At 71.5% G+C, this 17,672-nt stretch carries 14 protein-coding genes; 7 read left to right on the forward strand and 7 right to left on the reverse strand.

Features of this window, described 5'->3' with window-relative positions; all coding sequences use genetic code 11:
- Positions 1-241: 241 nt before the first annotated feature.
- From KLI87_RS05160 to KLI87_RS05185, 6 genes are all read right to left on the reverse strand, one after another.
- Positions 242-568, reverse strand: coding sequence for a DUF1048 domain-containing protein (locus tag KLI87_RS05160; protein ID WP_156214597.1), 327 nt, complete (start codon positions 566-568; stop codon positions 242-244).
- Between the two features lies 1 nt (position 569).
- Positions 570-926 (reverse strand): DUF1048 domain-containing protein, encoded by a 357-nt coding sequence (locus KLI87_RS05165; protein ID WP_156214596.1) that lies wholly within the window; start codon positions 924-926, stop codon positions 570-572.
- Positions 923-1,252, reverse strand: coding sequence for a PadR family transcriptional regulator (locus tag KLI87_RS05170; RefSeq protein ID WP_156214595.1), 330 nt, complete (start codon positions 1,250-1,252; stop codon positions 923-925). Before KLI87_RS05170 ends, KLI87_RS05165 begins: the two co-directional genes overlap by 4 nt.
- Before the next feature lie 114 nt (positions 1,253-1,366).
- Positions 1,367-2,002 carry a transcriptional regulator gene (locus tag KLI87_RS05175; RefSeq protein ID WP_214616013.1) on the reverse strand — a complete coding sequence of 212 codons (636 nt, stop codon included), beginning with the start codon at positions 2,000-2,002 and terminating at the stop codon, positions 1,367-1,369.
- 1 nt (position 2,003) lies between these two features.
- Positions 2,004-2,393: a DNA-binding protein gene (locus KLI87_RS05180; protein ID WP_214616014.1), complete on the reverse strand. Its 390-nt coding sequence runs from the start codon at positions 2,391-2,393 to the stop codon at positions 2,004-2,006.
- Positions 2,394-2,561: 168 nt separating this feature from the next.
- Positions 2,562-3,329, reverse strand: a complete 768-nt coding sequence (locus tag KLI87_RS05185) for a hypothetical protein (protein ID WP_156214592.1) — start codon at positions 3,327-3,329, stop codon at positions 2,562-2,564.
- 265 nt (positions 3,330-3,594) lie between these two features.
- On the opposite strand from KLI87_RS05185, the gene KLI87_RS05190 reads away from it, so the two are divergent.
- From KLI87_RS05190 to KLI87_RS05215, 6 genes are all read left to right on the forward strand, one after another.
- Positions 3,595-4,290 carry a hypothetical protein gene (locus KLI87_RS05190; protein ID WP_156214591.1) on the forward strand — a complete coding sequence of 232 codons (696 nt, stop codon included), beginning with the start codon at positions 3,595-3,597 and terminating at the stop codon, positions 4,288-4,290.
- Between the two features lie 388 nt (positions 4,291-4,678).
- A complete protein-coding gene (locus KLI87_RS05195) occupies positions 4,679-6,265 on the forward strand; it encodes an MFS transporter (RefSeq protein WP_214616015.1) in 1,587 nt (528 codons plus the stop codon).
- 110 nt (positions 6,266-6,375) lie between these two features.
- Positions 6,376-7,329, forward strand: coding sequence for a sigma-70 family RNA polymerase sigma factor (locus KLI87_RS05200; RefSeq protein ID WP_308165852.1), 954 nt, complete (start codon positions 6,376-6,378; stop codon positions 7,327-7,329).
- Positions 7,330-7,738: 409 nt separating this feature from the next.
- A complete protein-coding gene (locus KLI87_RS05205) occupies positions 7,739-8,425 on the forward strand; it encodes a hypothetical protein (RefSeq protein ID WP_214616017.1) in 687 nt (228 codons plus the stop codon).
- 48 nt (positions 8,426-8,473) lie between these two features.
- Entirely contained in the window at positions 8,474-10,528 is a 2,055-nt protein-coding gene (locus KLI87_RS05210) for a flotillin family protein (protein WP_214616018.1), read from the forward strand.
- Positions 10,529-10,613: 85 nt separating this feature from the next.
- Entirely contained in the window at positions 10,614-15,611 is a 4,998-nt protein-coding gene (locus KLI87_RS05215) for a DNA repair ATPase (RefSeq protein ID WP_374225415.1), read from the forward strand.
- A 17-nt stretch (positions 15,612-15,628) separates the two neighbouring features.
- Here the strand turns inward: KLI87_RS05215 and KLI87_RS05220 are convergent, their stop codons facing one another.
- The gene (locus KLI87_RS05220) at positions 15,629-16,012 is read right to left on the reverse strand and encodes an HAD hydrolase-like protein (protein WP_214616019.1); all 384 of its coding nucleotides are present in this window, start codon (positions 16,010-16,012) and stop codon (positions 15,629-15,631) included.
- Positions 16,013-16,530: 518 nt separating this feature from the next.
- Here KLI87_RS05220 and KLI87_RS05225 point away from each other — a divergent pair.
- Positions 16,531-17,619, forward strand: a complete 1,089-nt coding sequence (locus KLI87_RS05225; RefSeq protein WP_250903633.1) for an RNaseH domain-containing protein — start codon at positions 16,531-16,533, stop codon at positions 17,617-17,619.
- Positions 17,620-17,672 lie beyond the last annotated feature (53 nt).

Here is a 17,672-nt window from a genome sequence, read left to right on the forward strand (position 1 = left end):
GGGAGGACGCCGGGCTCGGGCATGGGTGATGGAGGAGTCGGCACTCGGGGGGAGCGGGTCGCCTCGGGGACGCGGGATGGGCGGACGGGGCCCAGGCGGTCGCGTCCGATGATGAACGCGACCGGGATCTCACCGGGCGGGGGGCGCGGGCGACCGCGGCGGACAGCCGGCGTAGTGGCCGCGCGACGCGGCAGGCGGGCTGTGGACGTGCGGGGACCGGCGCGGGCACCGGTCGCGGGTGCTACTTTCCGGTCGTGCGGCGCTTTTCCCTGACGGACTCCTGATAGATGTCCGCGTAGGTGCGCGAGTCCTTGATCAGTTCATCGCAGAAGGCGGCGATGTCCTCGCCGAGGAGTTCCCGGGCCCCTTTCCCGGACGCGACGCCCTCCTCGAAGAATTCGAGCATTTCAGAGAGCAGGTTCCCCTCGACCAGGTCGACCGGTCCGACCTTGAAGAGGTACTTCTGGATCTCCTTGTAGACGATCTGGTAGTCCGGCGGCAGCGCCTTGACCCGGGCCATGTGCGTCCGCCACTGCTTCTTGCCTTCGATGATGTCTCGGATGCCCATGTCAGCCTTCCAGCCGGTCCAGTTTCCTTGCGACGTTCCTGTTCAACTGCTCGCGCCACCGGTCGCGGTAGCCCCGGGCCCCGTCGCCGCCGGCCAGCGCCGCGCAGAAGCCTGCGATGTCGTCGCCCAGCACCTCCTCGACGCTCTGCCCGTCGGCGGCGGACTCTTCGAGCAGCCCCAGGGCACCGTCGAGAATCGGCATCAGGTTCCGGCCGGTGAAGTTCGAATAGGGAAGAATATGGCCCTTGATCTCTTCCCATGCCGCCCGATGGCCGGAGGGCAGTGCCTCGGCCCGGACCTCGAACGCCTTCCATTCCCTCGTGAGGTCGCCGCCCGTCACGGTCTCCCAGAACTTCATCTTCCGCCCTCCTTGAGCTTCTCGATCCGCGAGGTGATGTACTCCCACTTCGCCCAGAACGATTCGAGTTCTTCGCGTCCCGCGTCGTTGAGCGCGTAGAACTTGCGCGGCGGCCCCAACTCCGACGGCCGCTTGGTCGCCTGGACGAGGCCGTTCTTCTCCAGCCGCTGCAGGATGGTGTAGACCGTCCCCTCGACGACATCGGCGAAGCCGAGCTCGTTCAGCCGCCGCGTGATGGCGTACCCGTAGGTCTCCTCGGCGCCGATGATCTCAAGTACGCAGCCCTCCAGCGTGCCCTTGAGCATCTCCGTGACCTGCTTGTCCATGACCCCCCTTCCAGCTACTCGGTAGCGCTGACTACTGCTACAAAGTAACACCGACTACCGGTACTTAGCAACACCGACTAGCAAGCACATGGGAGCCGGCCGGGGCGGAGGCCGTCAGGTGTCGGACCCTCGCGGGATCCCGAGGGTGGCGAGAAGGTCCTCGTGGAACTGGACCCACAGCATGTGGCACGAGTCCCGGTCGTGGCCGTCGACCCAGACGCGCTGTCCCAGATCGACCTTCTGGAGCGCCGAGGAGTAACGGTCGGCGTAGCCGTCGAAGCGGGCCAGGCACTCGCTGAGTCGACCGCATAGTTCGGCGAACGACGTGCCCACGCTCGCCAGCGTCCGCAGGACCCGTTCGTCCCAGGGCCAGTCGGTGTGGTCGTTGGAGGCCATGCGATCGGTCCGGCTCGGCCGTATCTGCCAGTCGGTGCAGGCTTTGCCGAAGCGTCGGTTCAGAGGCACGAAGGCGGTGTGCGCGCTGGTCACGGCCTCCCGGGCACCCGCCCGGTCGAGTTCGCGGGCCAGCCGCCTCTCGTTCTCCGCGCGGCCGGCGTCGCTCAGCGACCAGCCGGAGCTGCCGGCGAAGCTCGACCTGCGAACCCAGCCCCGGGCCTCGAAGTCCAGCAGTGCCTCCTGGACGGCGTCGGCGTCCAGCCCGTAGCGGGCGGCGACGCGGGACGCCGTCGGAAAGCCCAGCACCCGGACGCCGTGGAGGGCCAGGTCCTCCGGGGCGGACGGATACGTCATCTCAAGCACCCCCTCGACGGTCCTCGACGCGGCCCGTCACCCGGCCGAACCGCTGCTGCGCGGCCTGGGGGGAGGCCAGGCCCATCGCGCGGGAGATCCGCGGCCACGACAGGCCGTGCGAGCGTGCGGTGAACATCAGCGCGGCCTCCACCTGGTCCACCTCGGCCCGCGCGGCCGCCAGCAGGGTCAGGGCCGCCTCCACGGCACGCTCGTCGCCACCGCCGGAGCCGTCCTGCCACAGGGCGAAGCGGATCAGGTCGACCGCCGAGGGCGGCTGGTTCCCGTGCAGCCAGGGTGCCCGGGGAAGGGACGAGGCGCCCGCGTCCAGCAACCGCTGGCGCGCATCCGCCTCGCGGGCGGCCGACTCGTGGTCGGCGTCTGCGTTCTCCATGCGACCCACCCTGGGCCATCAACATATTGTTGTCAACAAAACGTTGATAGCCGCCCGCCGCCCCCGCATGGCCGACCCTGGGCGATCGGCCGCGACGGTGCCGCCCGGCTCATGTGGCGGCACCGTCGCATCAGGGTGTTCGTGGGGCGGGCGGGATCGGTGGCCGGGTCAGCCGATGCAGGCCGACATGTGGTGGGCCTGCACCCATCCGTAGCGACGCGCGTTGGGTGAGTAGCCGTAGACCCACTGCTTGCGGCCGTAGGGGCGGCCGTCCTGGCGGCGGCAGTGCTTGCGGGTGATGCGGAAGGTCCAGCCCGTGTCGACCGCGCCGATCGCGTACTTCTTGGCTCCGTTGCGGAGGGTGCCGGGGGACGTGACCGTCACGCGCCCGTGCAGGGGCCTGGCCGCGGGGGTGATGTCCACGATGGTGATGGTGTTGTCGCCGCGGGTGGCATGGCGGTCGGGCAGGGCCGGGGCGTAGCCCTCCGGGTCGGGACGGCTGGTCAGATCGCGCGGCTTCGAGACGCGGGGGAATCTGCGCGCGACCGGGTCGACCAGGCACTTGGTGTTGATCCACCCCCACCAGGGCGCCTGGCCCGCCTTCTCCCGCTGCGGGTCGCGGACCATGGCGTAGCCGGCCGCGGTGTAGCGGACTCCGACCTTCTTGGAGGCCGTCGAGGGGCCGGCGGGCCAACTGGCGTCGTCGCGGTGCTTGGCGGGGTGGTTGAAGAAGACCTTGCAGTTCCTGTTGACCAAGGTGCTGTTGGTGTAGTGGACCTTGGGCGCGGCCGGCGCGGTGGCGGCCGCGCTTCGCGCGGGCGTCGCCGGTGACGCGGAGGCCGTGGCGGCATTGCCCGTCGCGAGCGTGAGCGCGAGCATGAGTCCGGTTCCGGCCTTGACCGCGAATCGGTCGAGGTGGGCAGGGCCAATGATCATAATTGCGATCCTTTGCCTGGTGTTTCGGCGCCACGCCGGCGCCCGGTCAGTAAAGATTGGCAGCAGCGCGGCGGCGGAACGGGCCCCGCGCGAAGTGGGAATTCCCATCCCAGGGCCCACTGCTCTGACCTGCTGGTTCCCACCGGGATCGACGCAGACGGGATGATGAGAAATGACCGGGACCCACTCATCGGGGCCGATGGATGCTGAGCGGCGCAGAAAGTTGATGCGGCAACTGGTACAGCGGACAGGGAAAAGTACCCTGGTGGCGCAGGCGAACGTGCTCGGTGTGTCGAAGTCCGCGTTGGGGCGTTATTTGCATGGGAAGCCGGTATCTGCGACGAACCTGCACCTAATGGTCGCTGCCGCGGACGCGCGAGATCTGTGGAGGCCGGGCGAGCGAGAGGAGTTCCTGGCCGCGTTCCTGGGCGCCCCCGTGGACCAGAGCGGACCCGCGGACGCTGATCAACACGTTCGAGGCGCCGTCTCCCTGCCCGATGACCCGGACCTCGACGGCCCCGGGGAACTCGCGGAGCACGGCCGGGACCAGACCGTGCCAGGTGTGAACCGGCGACATGAGACGTCCGATGTGACGTCCGATGTGACGCGGCGGGTCCAGAGAACGCGGGTCGGGGCGCGCTGGACCGTCCTCGCGGGGGTAGCCACGATCATCGCCGCCTCGGCCCTCGGCGGGATCTTCGGGAGCCGGCACGCCGCACGCTCGACACCGGAAACCGCCCCGACCGCCGGTTGCCGGCCGAACCGATACGAGGTCGAGCAGGCGGCCGATGTCCTCGACGAGGACGGCGACCTGGTCGGACGGTCGATCCCCGGCGACACCTTCTTCCGGGAAATCCCGGAAGAGCATGCCCCCCGCCGCTACCGCTACTACGGCACCATCCCGTCCCGGCACCTATCCGGCTACGTCATGCAGGCGAAACTCAAACCCTCCTGCGCCTGATTTCCGCGCGAGGCTCACCACGAACGTCGGCGCGAAGCTCTCGGTGGGCATCCTGGCCGTCCCCAGCACCTGTGACGTGCCGGTGCGGCCGGGGGATGAACTCCTGCCCCTGGCCCTGCGGCCTCACGGGGTTTGCTGGGAGGTGCTCCCGCTGCGCTGTGGTCCATGCCACATGTCGGTTCTGTCAGGAATCGGGGCGCTGTTCCGCTCAACTCACGAGAGCAAGCGAACCGACAGGAGCTGGACGGCACCGACACCGACGCGGCCCTCGCCGTGACGCAGGGCCTCACCACCATCCGACGTGGCGGGCGAGGGCCCGCAACCCCTTTCACCCGGCGACCGGACCTGCTCCGGCGCTGATGCCGCATGCCCTTCTGGAGAGGAATCCATGGTCACGAACCCTCCGCGGACGGCACCCGCCGACGGGGCCGCACCGGACGCGCGTCGGTTGCGCGCGATCCTGGTCGCCGTCTCGATGGCGCTCATGGCCGTCATCGCGTCGGTGTCCGGGCTGAACGTCGCCCAGACGCACATGGCGGTCGACTTCGACACCTCGCAGGACACGGTCCTGTGGATCATCAACGTCTACACGCTCACGCTGTCGGCGCTGCTGCTGCCGCTCGGCGCGATCGGTGACCGCCTGGGCCGCAAGCCGACGCTGGTCACCGGGCTGGCCGTCTTCGGCGTCGCGAGCGTCGCGGCGGGACTGGCCCCGTCCGCGGAGGTGATGCTCGCCGCGCGCGTGGCCGGCGGGGTCGGCGCGGCGACGATCATGCCCATCACCCTGGCCGTCATCACCTCCACCTTCCCCGAGGAGCAGCGCGGCAAGGCGATCGGCGTATGGACGGGCGTCGCCGGAGGCGGCGGCATCCTCGGCATGTTCCTGTCCGCCCTTCTCGTCGACGTCGCCGACTGGCGCTGGCAGTTCGTCCTGCCCGTAGCGCTGGTCGCCCTGGCCCTGGCCCTGGCCCTGACGTCGGTTCCCAACTCCCACGAGCGCTCCGGCCACGCCTTCGACACCGTCGGCGCGCTGGTGTCCGTCGTCGCCGTGGCCGCCCTCATCTTCGCCTTGCAGGAGGGCCCGCGGCGCGGCTGGACCGCGCCCGCGACGCTGGTCGGCCTCGCCGTCGGCCTCGTCGCCGCGGCCGCCTTCGTGGTCTGGGAACGGCGCCGCCGGGACGCCGCGCTGCTGGACGTGCGGCTGTTCGGTGAGCGCGGTCTGGCCGTCGGCTCGATCACGCTCGTGATGGTCTTCGGGGTCCAGGCGGGCGTCTTCGTTGTCCTGTTCCCGTTCCTCCAGGCCGTGGTCGGCTGGTCGGCGCTGCCGTCCGCGGCGGCGCTGATGCCCATGGCGGCCGCGATGATGACGGCCTCCGGCCTGGCCCCCAGGCTCGCCGGGCGCGTCGGCCCCCGCGCGACCATGACCGCGGGGATCGGGCTGACCAGCGTCGGCCTGGCGCTCATGGCCCTGTTCGTCTCCGTCGAGGACGGCTACCGGTCGATTCTGCCCGGCATCCTCGTCATGGGTCTCGGCATGGGCCTTTCCATGGTGCCCTCCACCGAGGCCATCACCCGCTCGCTGCCGCGCCACAAGCAGGGCGTCGCCTCCGCCCTCAACGACGTCACCCGCGAGTTCGGGACCGCGCTCGGCGTCGCCATGCTCGGCGCGCTCCTTTCGGCCGGGTACCGCGACGCCATCGACGACCGGTTGCGGGGCGTCCCCCAAGGGCCCGCGGACACCGCCCGGGAGGGCATCGCCAACGCCGTCCAGGCGTCGGGCGGCGCGGGTCCGTACGCGCGGGACCTGATCGACGCCGCGAGGCGGTCCTACGTCGACGGATGGCAGCAGGCCATGTGGATCGGCGTCGCCGTCATGGGCGTGCTGCTCGTCTGCATCGTCCTCCGCGGCCCGGAGGACGCCACCCCCGCGGCCGCGCCGGACGAGGCGGAGGAGCGGGTGGTCATCCGCACGTGAACGGGCACGGAGCGGCGCCGCCCGCGGGGCCTCGTCCCGTCTCGCCGGGTCCACGCGGAGTCTCGGGGGAATCGGCGGGCGTCCCGAATCAGCCGCCTAGGGTGGTCCGTGTGGACGGCACCGCCACCGATCGCTTCGACACCACCCGGTTCGAGGCCAGCCGGAACCGGCTGGCCTCGCTGGCGTACCGGCTGCTGGGCTCCGCCGCCGATGCCGAGGACGCCGTCCAGGACGCGTTCCTGCACTGGCAGGCCGCCGACCGGGGGCGGATCGAGGTGCCGGAGGCGTGGCTGACCAAGGTCGTCACCAACCTGTGCCTCGACCGGCTCCGCTCGGCGCGGGCCCGCCGCGAACGCGCCGCCGGCGCCTGGATGCCCGAACCGCTCCTCGACGGCGACCCGATGCTCGGCCCGGCCGACACGTTCGAGCAACGCGAATCGGTCTCCCTGGCCGTGCTGACCCTCATGGAGCGCCTGTCGCCTCTGGAGCGGGCCGTCTACCTCCTCCGCGAGGCGTTCTCCTACGGCCACGCCGAGATCGCCGAGATCCTGGAGATCACCGAGTCCGCGAGCCAACAGCACCTCCACCGGGCCCGGCGCCGGATCACCGCCGCGCGCCGGCACGGCGGCGGGGTGGACCCGGCGTCCGCCCGCCGGATCGTCGAGGAGTTCCTCGCCGCCGCTTCCTCGGGCCGCACCGAACGGCTGGTGGCGCTGCTGACCGACGACGCGACCGCGATCTCCGACGGCGCCGGGCTGACCGGGCGGCCGCACCGGTACGACTCCCCGCTGCGGATCGCCGCCCTCGCACGGGCCGGCTTCAAACCCACGGACGCGAAACGGCGTTTCGTCGGCGGCGCCCCCGCCATCCACTACGCGCTCGTCAACGGCGGCCCCGCCGTCCTCTTCGTGCTCGGCGACGGGGTCGTCGGCGCCGTGGCGTTCGACATCGCCGACGGCAGGATCGCGTCCGTGCACGGGATCGCCGCCCCCGCCCGCCTCGTCCGCCTCACCGAGGTCTGGCGGCGGAGCGAACCGGGCTCACCGCTCATCGCCCGGTGGTGATCCGGCGACGGCGGGCGGCACCCGCTGGTGCGCGGCCGCCAGCGTGCGCTTTCGCCGGCGGCGGGAAAGCCGAGAAAGGGCTTTTCCTGGACGTAAAGAATGCGCTAAAGTAACCACTGGTGTGCCGGGAAGCCTGGTCGGCGAGACAGGATACGTCTCCCATCAGGAGGTCGGATGACGCCCCGCAACCATTTCACCGCGCTACGTCCCCCCAAGCCGATGGCCGAGGTCACGGCCACGCGCGTCGGCCTTCGTGTCATCTTCTGGGCGGCGGCGTTCCCCGATAGCTGAGCCTCGGCGCGCCGTCGCGCTCGGCTGAGCCGCGCTTTCCCTTTCTCTTCTTTGTCGGCCACGCACAGGGTGCGGCGGTCTGATCGGTCATGGCCTCGACGCGAAGGCGTGCATTCACATGGGCGAGTTCATTGACGCCGCGCTCGGTTTTCCGACGGTACTTTTCAGCTTTTCTCTGGCGGTGGTCGCCGGGTACTGGGCGCTGGTTCTGCTCGGCGGCCTCGGGGTCGACCTCCTCGACGCCGGCACCGACACGGGGGCCGGTGCCGGCGGTGCGGACGGCGGCTTCGGCGGGCTGTTGGTGGCGGGAGGGCTCGACGGCGTCCCGGCGACGGTGGCGGTGTCGTCGCTGGTCTCGCTGGCGTGGTTCGTCAGCCTGGCGGGCTCGGCGCTGCTCGGCGGCATCGGCGGCACCGCCGCGCGCGTCGTGCTCTCGCTCGCGGTGCTGGTGGTGGCGTCGGCGAGTGCCTGGCTGGGGACACGGCTGGCCGTCCTGCCCTTGCGCCGGGTCTTCCGCGGCGGGGCGGAGACCTCGCTGCGCGACTTCGTGGGCCGGACCTGCGTCGTCCGCACGGGACGGGTGGGGCCGGACTTCGGCCAAGCCGAGGTCACCGCGGCCGACGGGACCATCGCGACCGTCCAGGTCAGGCGGCCCGCGGCGGACGTTCCCGTGGCGGGCGCGGCGGACGGCACCGCCCTCACCTTCGGCAGCACCGCGCTGATCTTCGATTTCGACGCGGCGGGCGGGTTCTTCTGGGTCATGCCGTACGACGCGGCGATGGCCCCGGACCACCCGCCCTCCTGATCCGCACGCCCCTCCCCGCGTCTCTCCTCCTCCTAGACAGGGATCTCGATGGATGTCATCACGATCGGGCTCGGCGTGCTCCTCGCCGTGGCCCTGCTCATCGCCCTCGGCCTGGTGCTGATGGTGTCCCGGCTGTTCCGCAAGGTCGAACAGGGCCGGGCGATGATCGTCTCCAAGCTCAAGAAGGTGGACGTCACCTTCACCGGCGCGGTCGTGCTGCCGGTGCTGCACAAGGCCGAGATGATGGACATCTCGGTGAAGACCATCGAGATCGAGCGGACCGGCAGGGACGGCCTGATCTGCAAGGACAACATCCGGGCCGATATCCGCATCACGTTCTTCGTGCGGGTCAACAAGACCGTCGAGGACGTCAAGAAGGTGGCCCAGGCGATCGGCACCGCCCGCGCCAGCGACCAGACGACGATGCAGGAGCTGTTCGCGGCCAAGTTCTCCGAGGCGCTCAAGACCGTCGGCAAGCACCTGGACTTCGAGGACCTCTACACCCGCCGCAACGAGTTCCGCGACCACATCATCGAGGTGATCGGCACCGACCTGAACGGCTACAGCCTGGAGGACGCCGCGATCGACCACCTGGAGCAGACGTCGCTGCTGTCGCTGGACAAGAGCAACATCCTGGACGCCCAGGGCATCCGCAAGATCACCGAGCTGACCGCGATCCAGCACGTGCGCACCAACGAGCACGCGCGCAACGAGGAGAAGGAGATCGCCCGCCAGGACGTGGAGGCGCGGGAGGCGATCCTGGAGCTGGAGCGCCGCCAGGCGGACGCCGAGCTCAGGCAGCGGCGGGAGATCGAGACGGTGCGGGCCCGCGAGGAGGCCGAGACCCAGCGCGTGCAGGCCGAGGAGCGGCTGCGCGCCCAGGCGGCGCACCTGCGCACCGACGAGCAGCTCGGCGTCCAGCAGGAGAACAAGTCCCGCGAGATCGCGGTCGCGGAGAAGAACCGGGAGCGGGTCATCGCGATCGAGAGCGAGCGGATCGAGAAGGACCGGCTGCTGGAGGTCATCGCCCGCGAGCGGGAGACCGAGCTGACCCGGATCGCGGCGGACAAGGAGGTCGAGGGGCAGAAGCGGGACATCGCCGAGGTGATCCGGGAGCGGATCGCGGTCGAGCGGACCGTCGCCGAGCAGGAGGAGGACATCAAGCGGCTGCGCGCGGTCGAGGAGGCCGAGCGCGCCCGCCAGGCCGTGGTCATCCGTGCCGAGGCCGAGGCGCAGGAGAACCTGGTCAAGGACATCAAGGCCGCCGAGGCGGCCGAGGCCGCGGCCGCCCACCGGGCGCGCGAGGAGCTGACGCTCGCCGAGGCCCGCCGGCAGGCCGCGGAGCTGGACGCCGACGCCCGGATCCGGCTGGCCGAGGGGGCGCGGGCGGAGGCCGCCGCGGCCGGGCTCGCCGCGGTCCAGGTGCGCGAGCGCGACGCGGCGGCGATCGAGAAGGTGGGCCGCGCCGAGGCCGCCGTCACCCAGGAGAAGGCGCTGGCCGAGGCCACGGCCGTCCGGGAGAGGTCGAAGGCCGAGGCGGCGGGGCTCACCGAGAAGGCGGCCGCGATGGCGGCCCTGGACGACGCCGGCCGCGGGCACGAGGAGTACCGGCTGCGGCTCCAGGCGGAGAAGGAGGTCCGGCTGGCCGGCATCGACACGCAGCGGCAGGTCGCCGAGGCCCAGGCCGCCGTGCTGTCCACCGGGCTGGAGCAGGCCGACATCAGCATCGTCGGCGGCGAGAGCGTGTTCCTCGACCGCCTCATGGGCTCGATCGCGCTCGGCAAGGGCGTGGACGGGTTCGTGCGGAACAGCGAGGTGGCTCAGACGCTCGCCGGCCCGTGGCTGGACGGTTCGGCGAGCTTCACGGGCGACATGGCGCGGCTGCTGGGTTCGCTCGACACCGCGGGCGTGCGGGACCTGACGCTGTCGGCGCTGCTGATGCGGCTGATCGGGTCCGGCGGCCCGGACACCGGCAAGATGCGCGAACTGCTGGAGGCGGCCCGGCACCTGGGCGTCGCCGAGATGCCGCTCGCCGAGGTGTCGCTCGGGGATACGCCCCTCACCGGGATGCCCAGGCCGGCCGCCAACGCGGCCACGCACTGAACCATGACCGGCTGAGCCCGGCGGCCCCCGCCGGGCATGCGGAACGGCCGGCGGGGGCGCCGGTGGAACGACTGGAGGAGGATCTGTGAGCGGGCTCGCCGCCGGAGAAGCGGATGTGACCGAGGCGAAGGCGTCCGATGACGCCGGGACCGGGCTCGACCACGGCACCTACGAGGTGCTGCGCGCCCGCCTGGCGGGCCACGCGGCCGAGCTGGCCGAGCGCGCCGAGGCGCTCAACGCCCGGCGCGTGGAGGTCTTCGGCGGCACCGAGCTGCGCCTGCTCGGGACGGAGCGGATCCGCACCGGGAACGGCTGCGTGCCCCGCGACCTCGTGCCGGTCGGCGGGCTCCTGCTGTTCGGCTACAACACGCTCACCGGGCTCAGGGCCGAGGCGGGCGTCGGCGACGTCTTCGCGCTGCACCGCTTCGCCCGCGACGGGGACGGGGACGGGAACGGCTTCGCCTTCACGGCGGCCGGGCCCGACGCGTCGCCGCGGCTGCTGCGCGATCCGCGGTTCGAGCGGGACTTCGCCGAGATGTACCGGTACTACCGGCAGGCCCGGCTGCTCCAGCTTCGGCGGCTGGACGGCCGGCTCCTGGCGGTCTTCCAGACCGGCCCGCGGCTGGAGGACGTCCGCGTGCTCCGCTGGTCGGTGGATGCCGACGGCACCGTCCGCTACCTGGACAACCGGGGGGAGCGCGACCACGTCTTCCCGCCGTCCCACGACTTCGCCTGGACGGAGACGACCCGCGAGGACCACGTCCAGGGCCGCCACCCGCACATCTCCATCGGGGGCGAGGTGTTCGTCGGGACCACCGGCGGCACCCTCACCGTCAAGATCGAGGACGACACCGGGACGGACGCCGGCATCCACGCCGAGCCGGTCGAGGAGCCGTTGCAGAGCCTCGCCGACGCCGACGTGCACCATGCCCGTGTCGGCGCGCTGATCCTGCTGCGGATCCGTCCCTACAACGAGAGCGCCTGGCGGCACCTGGTGTTCAACACCCGCACCAAGGAGGTGGTCCGGCTCGACGGCATCGAGCAGGCGTGCCGGCGGCTCCCGGACGACCGCGGCGTCGTCTTCCCCGGCGGCTACTACCTCGACACCGGGACCGCCAAGACCTTCGACACCGAGGTCGCCGGGCTGGAGTACGAGCGGGCCGTCCGCTCGCCCAACGGCGAGGACGTCCTGTATGTGTTCCATTCCCGCGAGGACGGCCGGTCGCTGCTGCTGCACTACAACGTGATCCGCGAGCAGGTGGCCGCCCCGATCACCTGCCACGGCCACTCGCTGTTCGACGACGGCACGCTCGTCGTGCTGCGCGCCCAGTCCGACGAGCCGTCCCGCGTCCACCCCGTGCAGGTGTGGCGGACCCCGTACGTCTCGGACGCGCACGCCGCCGCGCGGCCGGTCGGCACCGGACCGCTGGAGCGCGTCGGCAACGCCGACCTGGTCCGGGGCATCTCCGACTGCCTCGCGGTGACCCGGATGGCCGAGGAGACGCCGCCGTCCACCGCGATGTTCCAGGCGCTCATCGCCGCCTGCGTCCGCGCGGCCGACCTCTACCACTGGCTGGGCGACGGGGCGCTCGGGGACCTGCTGGCCCCGCTCACCCAGGTCCGTGCGACCGCCGACCAGGTGCTGGCCGAGTACGGCAACGTCCAGGCGCTCACCGCGCAGGCGCACGCGGCGGTCGAGGAGGCCGCCGGCACGGTCGCGGCACTGATCCGGCTGGTGCGGGACCAGGACCCGGGCACCGCCGACGCCTGGGTCGCCAGGCTCGCCGAGCTGCGTCGCGCCCGGGGCCGTCTGGAGACCCTGCGCGAGCTGCGCCACGCCGACCACGACCGCGTCGACGAGCTGGCGTCCGCCCTCGCCGGTGCCCAGCACGACACCGGCCGGGGCGCGGTCGCGTTCCTGCGCGGCGACGGCGCCTTCACCGGCTACCACGCCGAGATCGACCGGCTCACCGCCCAGGCCGAGGGCATCGGCACCGTCGCCGCGGCCGCGCCCGTGCACGAGCGGCTGGCCGCGCAGGCCGAGGGCCTGGAGATCGTCACCGAGGTCGTCGGCGACCTCGACATCGCCGACGCGACCGTCCGCACCGCGATCCTGGAGCGCGTCGGCGCGGTGCTGGCCGGCGTCAACCGCGCCCGCGCCCTGCTGGACTCCCGCCGCCGCGCGCTGCTCGACACCGAGGGCCGCGCCGCGTTCGCCGCCGAGCACGCGCTGCTCGACCAGGCCGTGGCGGGCGCGCTCACCGCGGCCGACACCCCCGACCGCTGCGACGAGCAACTCGGACGCCTGCTCCTGCGGGTGGAGAGCCTGGAGACCCGGTTCGCCGAGTTCGACGACTTCCTCCGGCAACTGGAGGCCAAGCGAACCGACCTGTACGAGGCGTTCACCGCCCGTAAGCAGGCCCTGCTGGACGAACGCGCCCGCCACGCCGGACGGCTGACCGAGTCGGCCGAGCGGATCCTCGCCGGCGTCCAGCGCAGGGCCGCCGCGTTCACCTCCCCGGACGAGGTCAACACCTACTTCACCACCGACCCCTCGGTGGCCCGCCTGCACGGCGTCGCCGCCGAACTCCGCACGCTCGGCGACCACGTCCGCGCCGAAGAGCTGGACGGCCGCGTCAAGGCCGCGCGCCAGGAGGCGGGCCGCGCGCTCCGCGACCGGCTCGACCTCTACGCCGACGGCGGCGACACGCTCCGCCTCGGACGCCACCGCTTCGCCGTCAACACCCGTCCGGCCGAACTCACCCTCGTCCCCCACGCCGGGACCATGGCCTTCGCCGTGACGGGCACCGACTACCGCGCGGACGTACGGGACGAGCCGTTCCAGAAGACCCGCCCGTTCTGGGACCAGGCGCTGGTGTCGGAGACCCCGCGGGTGTACCGGGCCGAGTACCTGGCCGCCTCGATCCTCCTGGACGCCGAGGCCGGGACCGGCGAGTCGTCCGTGGCCGAACTCCACCGTGCCGCCGCCACCGAGTCGGGCCTGTACGACCTGGTGCGGAACATCGCGGCGACCCGGTACGACGAGGGCTACGAGCGGGGCGTCCACGACCACGACGCCACCCTCGTCCTGACCGAACTCCTGCGCCTGCACGCCGGTGCCGCCCTGCTCCGCTACCCCGCCGCGGCGAGGGCCGCGGCCCTGCTCTTCTGGAACCACGGCACCGACGAACCCGCCCGCGCGGCCTGGACGGTCCGGGCCGCCTCGCTGGCCCAGGCCCGCGCCGCCTTCGGCCGGACCCGTGCCGTGGACGACCTGTGCGCCGAACTGAACGCCGCCGTCACCGCGTTCTGCGCGGCCCTGGACCTGCCGTCCGACGCGCTGGCGGGGGAGTACCTGTTCGAGGAACTCGCGACGTCGCCGGCGGGATTCGTCACCGGCCCCCGCGCCCGCGGCCTTCTCCGCGACTTCCGCGCCGCACTCGGCGCCCTGTCGGACGAACTCGACCACGACCTGCGCTCCCTCGGCGACGAACCCGCCTCCCTCCCCGCCCGCCACCACCTCGCCGAGGCGTGGCTGGACGCCGCGACCCCGGACACCGACCGGCTCGACCATCCCGAGGTGATCGCCATGCTCCTGTGCGGCACCTCCGCCACCCGCTACGACTCCGACGCCGAGCTGACCGCCACCGTGACCGGCCTGCTCGGCGCCCACCCGAGGATCACCGGCCGCGACCTGGGCCTCCGGCTGGACGAGACCCTCGCGCGCGTCCGCCGCTTCCGCGGCGACCACGTCCCGGCCTACCGCGCCTACCAGCGCCACCGCACCGAACTGATCTCCGCCGAACAGCGCAGGCTCCGCCTCGCCGAGCACAGACCGGCCGTGCTGAGCGCCTTCGTCCGCAACCGGCTCATCGACGAGGTCTACCTGCCCCTCATCGGCGACAACCTCGCCAAGCAGCTCGGCGCGGCCGGAACCGGCAAGCGCACCGACCAGATGGGGATGCTGCTGCTCCTCTCACCGCCCGGCTACGGCAAGACCACCCTCATCGAGTACGTCGCCGAGCGTCTCGGCCTGCTGATGATCAAGGTCAGCGGCCCCGCCCTCGGCCGCTCGGTCACCTCGCTCGACCCCGCCGGGGCACCGGACGCCACCGCGCGCCGCGAGATCGAGAAGATCAACCTCGCGTTCGAGCTCGGCACCAATGTGCTGCTCTACCTCGACGACATCCAGCACACCTCGTCCGAGCTGCTCCAGAAGTTCATCCCCCTCTGCGACGCGCAGCGCCGCGTCGAGGGCACCTGGAACGGCCGCACCCGCACCTACGACCTGCGCGGCAAACGCTTCGCGGTCTGCATGGCCGGCAACCCCTACACCGAGTCGGGCACCCGCTTCCAGATACCCGACATGCTGGCCAACCGCGCCGACGTCTGGAACCTCGGCGACGTCCTGTCCGGCCGCGACGACCTGTTCGCGCTCAGCTACGTCGAGAACGCCCTCACCTCCAACCCCGTCCTCGCGCCGCTGTCCGCCCGCGACCCCGGCGACCCGCGGCTCCTGGTGCGGCTCGCGGACGGCGACCCGTCCGCGCGGCCCGACCGGCTCGTCCACCCCTACTCCCGGGCCGAGCTGGACCAGATCCTGTCCGTGCTGCGCGGACTCCTGCACGCCCGCGACGTCGTCCTCGCGGTCAACCGCGCCTACATCGCCTCGTCCGCCCAGAACGACGCCTCCCGCACCGAACCCCCGTTCCGGCTCCAGGGGTCGTACCGGAACATGAACAAGCTCGCCGAGCGGATCGTCCCGGCGATGAACGACGACGAACTCGACACCCTCGTCGACGACCACTACGCCGCCGAAGCCCAGACCCTCACCGGCGACGCCGAGGCGAACCTCCTGAAGCTCGCCGAACTCCGCGGTCGCGCGACCCCCGAGCAGGCGGCGCGCTGGAACGAGGTCAAGGCCGCCTACCGGCGATCCCAGGCCCTCGGCGGCACGACCGACGACCCGGTGGGCCGCGCCGTCGGCGCCCTCACCCTGCTCACCGACCGCGTCGCGGCCGTCCAGACCGCCATCGAACAAGCCACCCAACGCCCCACCCCCAACGGCAGCCTTCATTCCTAGCGGGGAGCGATTCCGGGTTAGAGGAGGGTGGGGAGGTCGGCGGCGGAGTCCAGGAGGTGGGTGTGCCGGTGCCGGCCGAGTTCGGTGGCCGGGGTCGCGCCGGTGAGGACGCCCACTACGTAGCGGGCGCCGGCGTTGTGTCCGGCGGCCAGGTCGTTGGGGGTGTCTCCGGCGACCAGGACCCGGTCCACGGCGGTGACGCCCGCCGCCTCCATCGCGTGGAAGACCAGGTAGGGGGCGGGGCGGCTCGCGGCGACCTCGTCGCTGGTGACCAGGCCGTCGACGGTGCCGCCGACGGTCCAGTCCATCGCGTCCAGGATCGATCGGGCGATCTCGCGCGCGTAGCCGGTCTGGAGCACCTGCTCCTGCATCGGGGCGGCCTGCACGGGCTGCAGCCGCATGAGGACGGTTTTTCTCTGTGGTCCAGAGGGCGCGTCGCTTGTAGAAGCCAGATTGTCGCATTGCCGGAAGGGGTCGTCCTACTCCGAGGCGGTGACTGACCAGATACGAGGGAGCCGACTTTCATGATTCGGCACATCCACGCCGAGCCTGCGCAATAGTTGCCACCAGGAGTGCTCGATACGTCGATGACAGCCACCGCCTTATACGTGGATCCGTCAGGTTCGAATAGGCGTACGCTGGGGCCTGAACGAGGTTGCTTATCTGGTGCCCACGTGTGATGTCCTCTCGGCTCTGTTCCATGTCATACGGAGAGCGCTTTCAGAGAGGGAGGGCTATGGTGTCGCCGAGCGGCGACCGCGCGGAGTCTGGCCTTCGCGGCGCACGGCTCCCGCTGGCTCTAGTCAGCGTGTCCTACCCATGACTCCCGCTTCGCCATAGCGTGAACCACCATGGGTCCAGCGTGGTGTCAAGTGTCAGTGAGGGGTGAGCCGGCCGGCGGCGAGCAAGTCGCTGAGCGCTGCGGCTCGGCTTCGCGCACGCGGGTGTGCTCAGCCAGTTCGTCGAGGTCCCGATCAAGGAGCAACACCACGACTCGGTGAAGAACATCGAGCATCGCGCGGAGCATGCGTGGAACGACGGCCTCCGCCAGCTCGGAGCCCGTCTCCTGCCCATCCCGGACGTGCGCCACGGTGATCTCCTCACGGGACTGTCGTACGGCGCGATCTGGGTGGTCCGTCGCACCCGCCGGAGCCGTACCGGCTGGGAGGGGATCGCCCCGCTGGCCGTCCGCGTGACGCCCGACCCGGCCGATCCCGGGCTGGCGCACATCGAGGGTTGGTGCCCGGACGCAGACTGCGGGGCGGGCGGATGGATTTCCTATCCCCGCGCACTGCTCAACCTCACGCAGCGGACGGACGTCCTGGCGGAACGGGCTGCCGAGGCCGAAGAAAGGTCACGGCCGGATGGGAACCGCCGGGACGAGCAGAGGCACGCCGTCCAGGAATGGCTACAGGTGGTGTACCGGTCGCTGCGGCATGACCAAATTCTGCTTATGGTTCACGCGCAGAACATCCGCACGTTCTGGCCCTGGATGCAGGACGGCGTCATCGAGCGCGACAAGATTCGGCTCGGCCACGCGCCGCCCCGTCCGCTCCACCCCGGTGTCCGGCTGCTGCGCGTCCGCACCGGTAATGGCAATCGCGGTGAGACCGCGCAGTGGTGGGCCGTGGCCAAACCCAACCAGGCGAAAGGGCTGGCCGTCCACCTGTGGACGACCGAAGACGACACCGAACGCGTCTTCTGGAGCACTACAGCGAAACCGGGCAATTTCAAGACACCCAAGGGCATTCGTAAGGTCGGGCCGAACGCGGACATGCAGGCGTGGATCCCAGATCTTGTGGAACTGGCCGTGCTGGGCTGCCACCCGGCCGACGGTGACGATCCCGAGATGCTGGCGCTCGTGGCGCACCACCTGCGGCAGCCACCCGAATACGATCAGGACCTGCGCAATCCGCTTCCACTGCACCTCGCTCGCCTCGCGGAGGAGTACATCCTGCCGCTCGTCGACGAGACAGAGGATGACGTTGAGGCCGCAACAGACGAGTAACCAGTGTCGGGGCTTGGATGTGATCGCAGGGCCCTCGGCCGCTCGGGTGCATT

The sequence above is a fragment of the Actinomadura sp. NEAU-AAG7 genome, assembly GCF_018603865.1.
Taxonomy (GTDB): domain Bacteria; phylum Actinomycetota; class Actinomycetes; order Streptosporangiales; family Streptosporangiaceae; genus Spirillospora; species Spirillospora litoris.

Coding starts and splice junctions, on each gene's coding strand:
- KLI87_RS05160 (WP_156214597.1), bottom strand. CDS start 568: ATGGGCATCCGAGACATCATCGAAGGCAAGAAGCAGTGGCGGACGCAC.
- KLI87_RS05185 (WP_156214592.1), bottom strand. CDS start 3,329: ATGATCATTGGCCCTGCCCACCTCGACCGATTCGCGGTCAAGGCCGGA.
- KLI87_RS05195 (WP_214616015.1), top strand. CDS start 4,679: ATGGTCACGAACCCTCCGCGGACGGCACCCGCCGACGGGGCCGCACCG.
- KLI87_RS05205 (WP_214616017.1), top strand. CDS start 7,739: ATGGGCGAGTTCATTGACGCCGCGCTCGGTTTTCCGACGGTACTTTTC.
- KLI87_RS05220 (WP_214616019.1), bottom strand. CDS start 16,012: ATGCGGCTGCAGCCCGTGCAGGCCGCCCCGATGCAGGAGCAGGTGCTC.
- KLI87_RS05180 (WP_214616014.1), bottom strand. CDS start 2,393: ATGGAGAACGCAGACGCCGACCACGAGTCGGCCGCCCGCGAGGCGGAT.
- KLI87_RS05175 (WP_214616013.1), bottom strand. CDS start 2,002: ATGACGTATCCGTCCGCCCCGGAGGACCTGGCCCTCCACGGCGTCCGG.
- KLI87_RS05170 (WP_156214595.1), bottom strand. CDS start 1,252: ATGGACAAGCAGGTCACGGAGATGCTCAAGGGCACGCTGGAGGGCTGC.
- KLI87_RS05210 (WP_214616018.1), top strand. CDS start 8,474: ATGGATGTCATCACGATCGGGCTCGGCGTGCTCCTCGCCGTGGCCCTG.
- KLI87_RS05165 (WP_156214596.1), bottom strand. CDS start 926: ATGAAGTTCTGGGAGACCGTGACGGGCGGCGACCTCACGAGGGAATGG.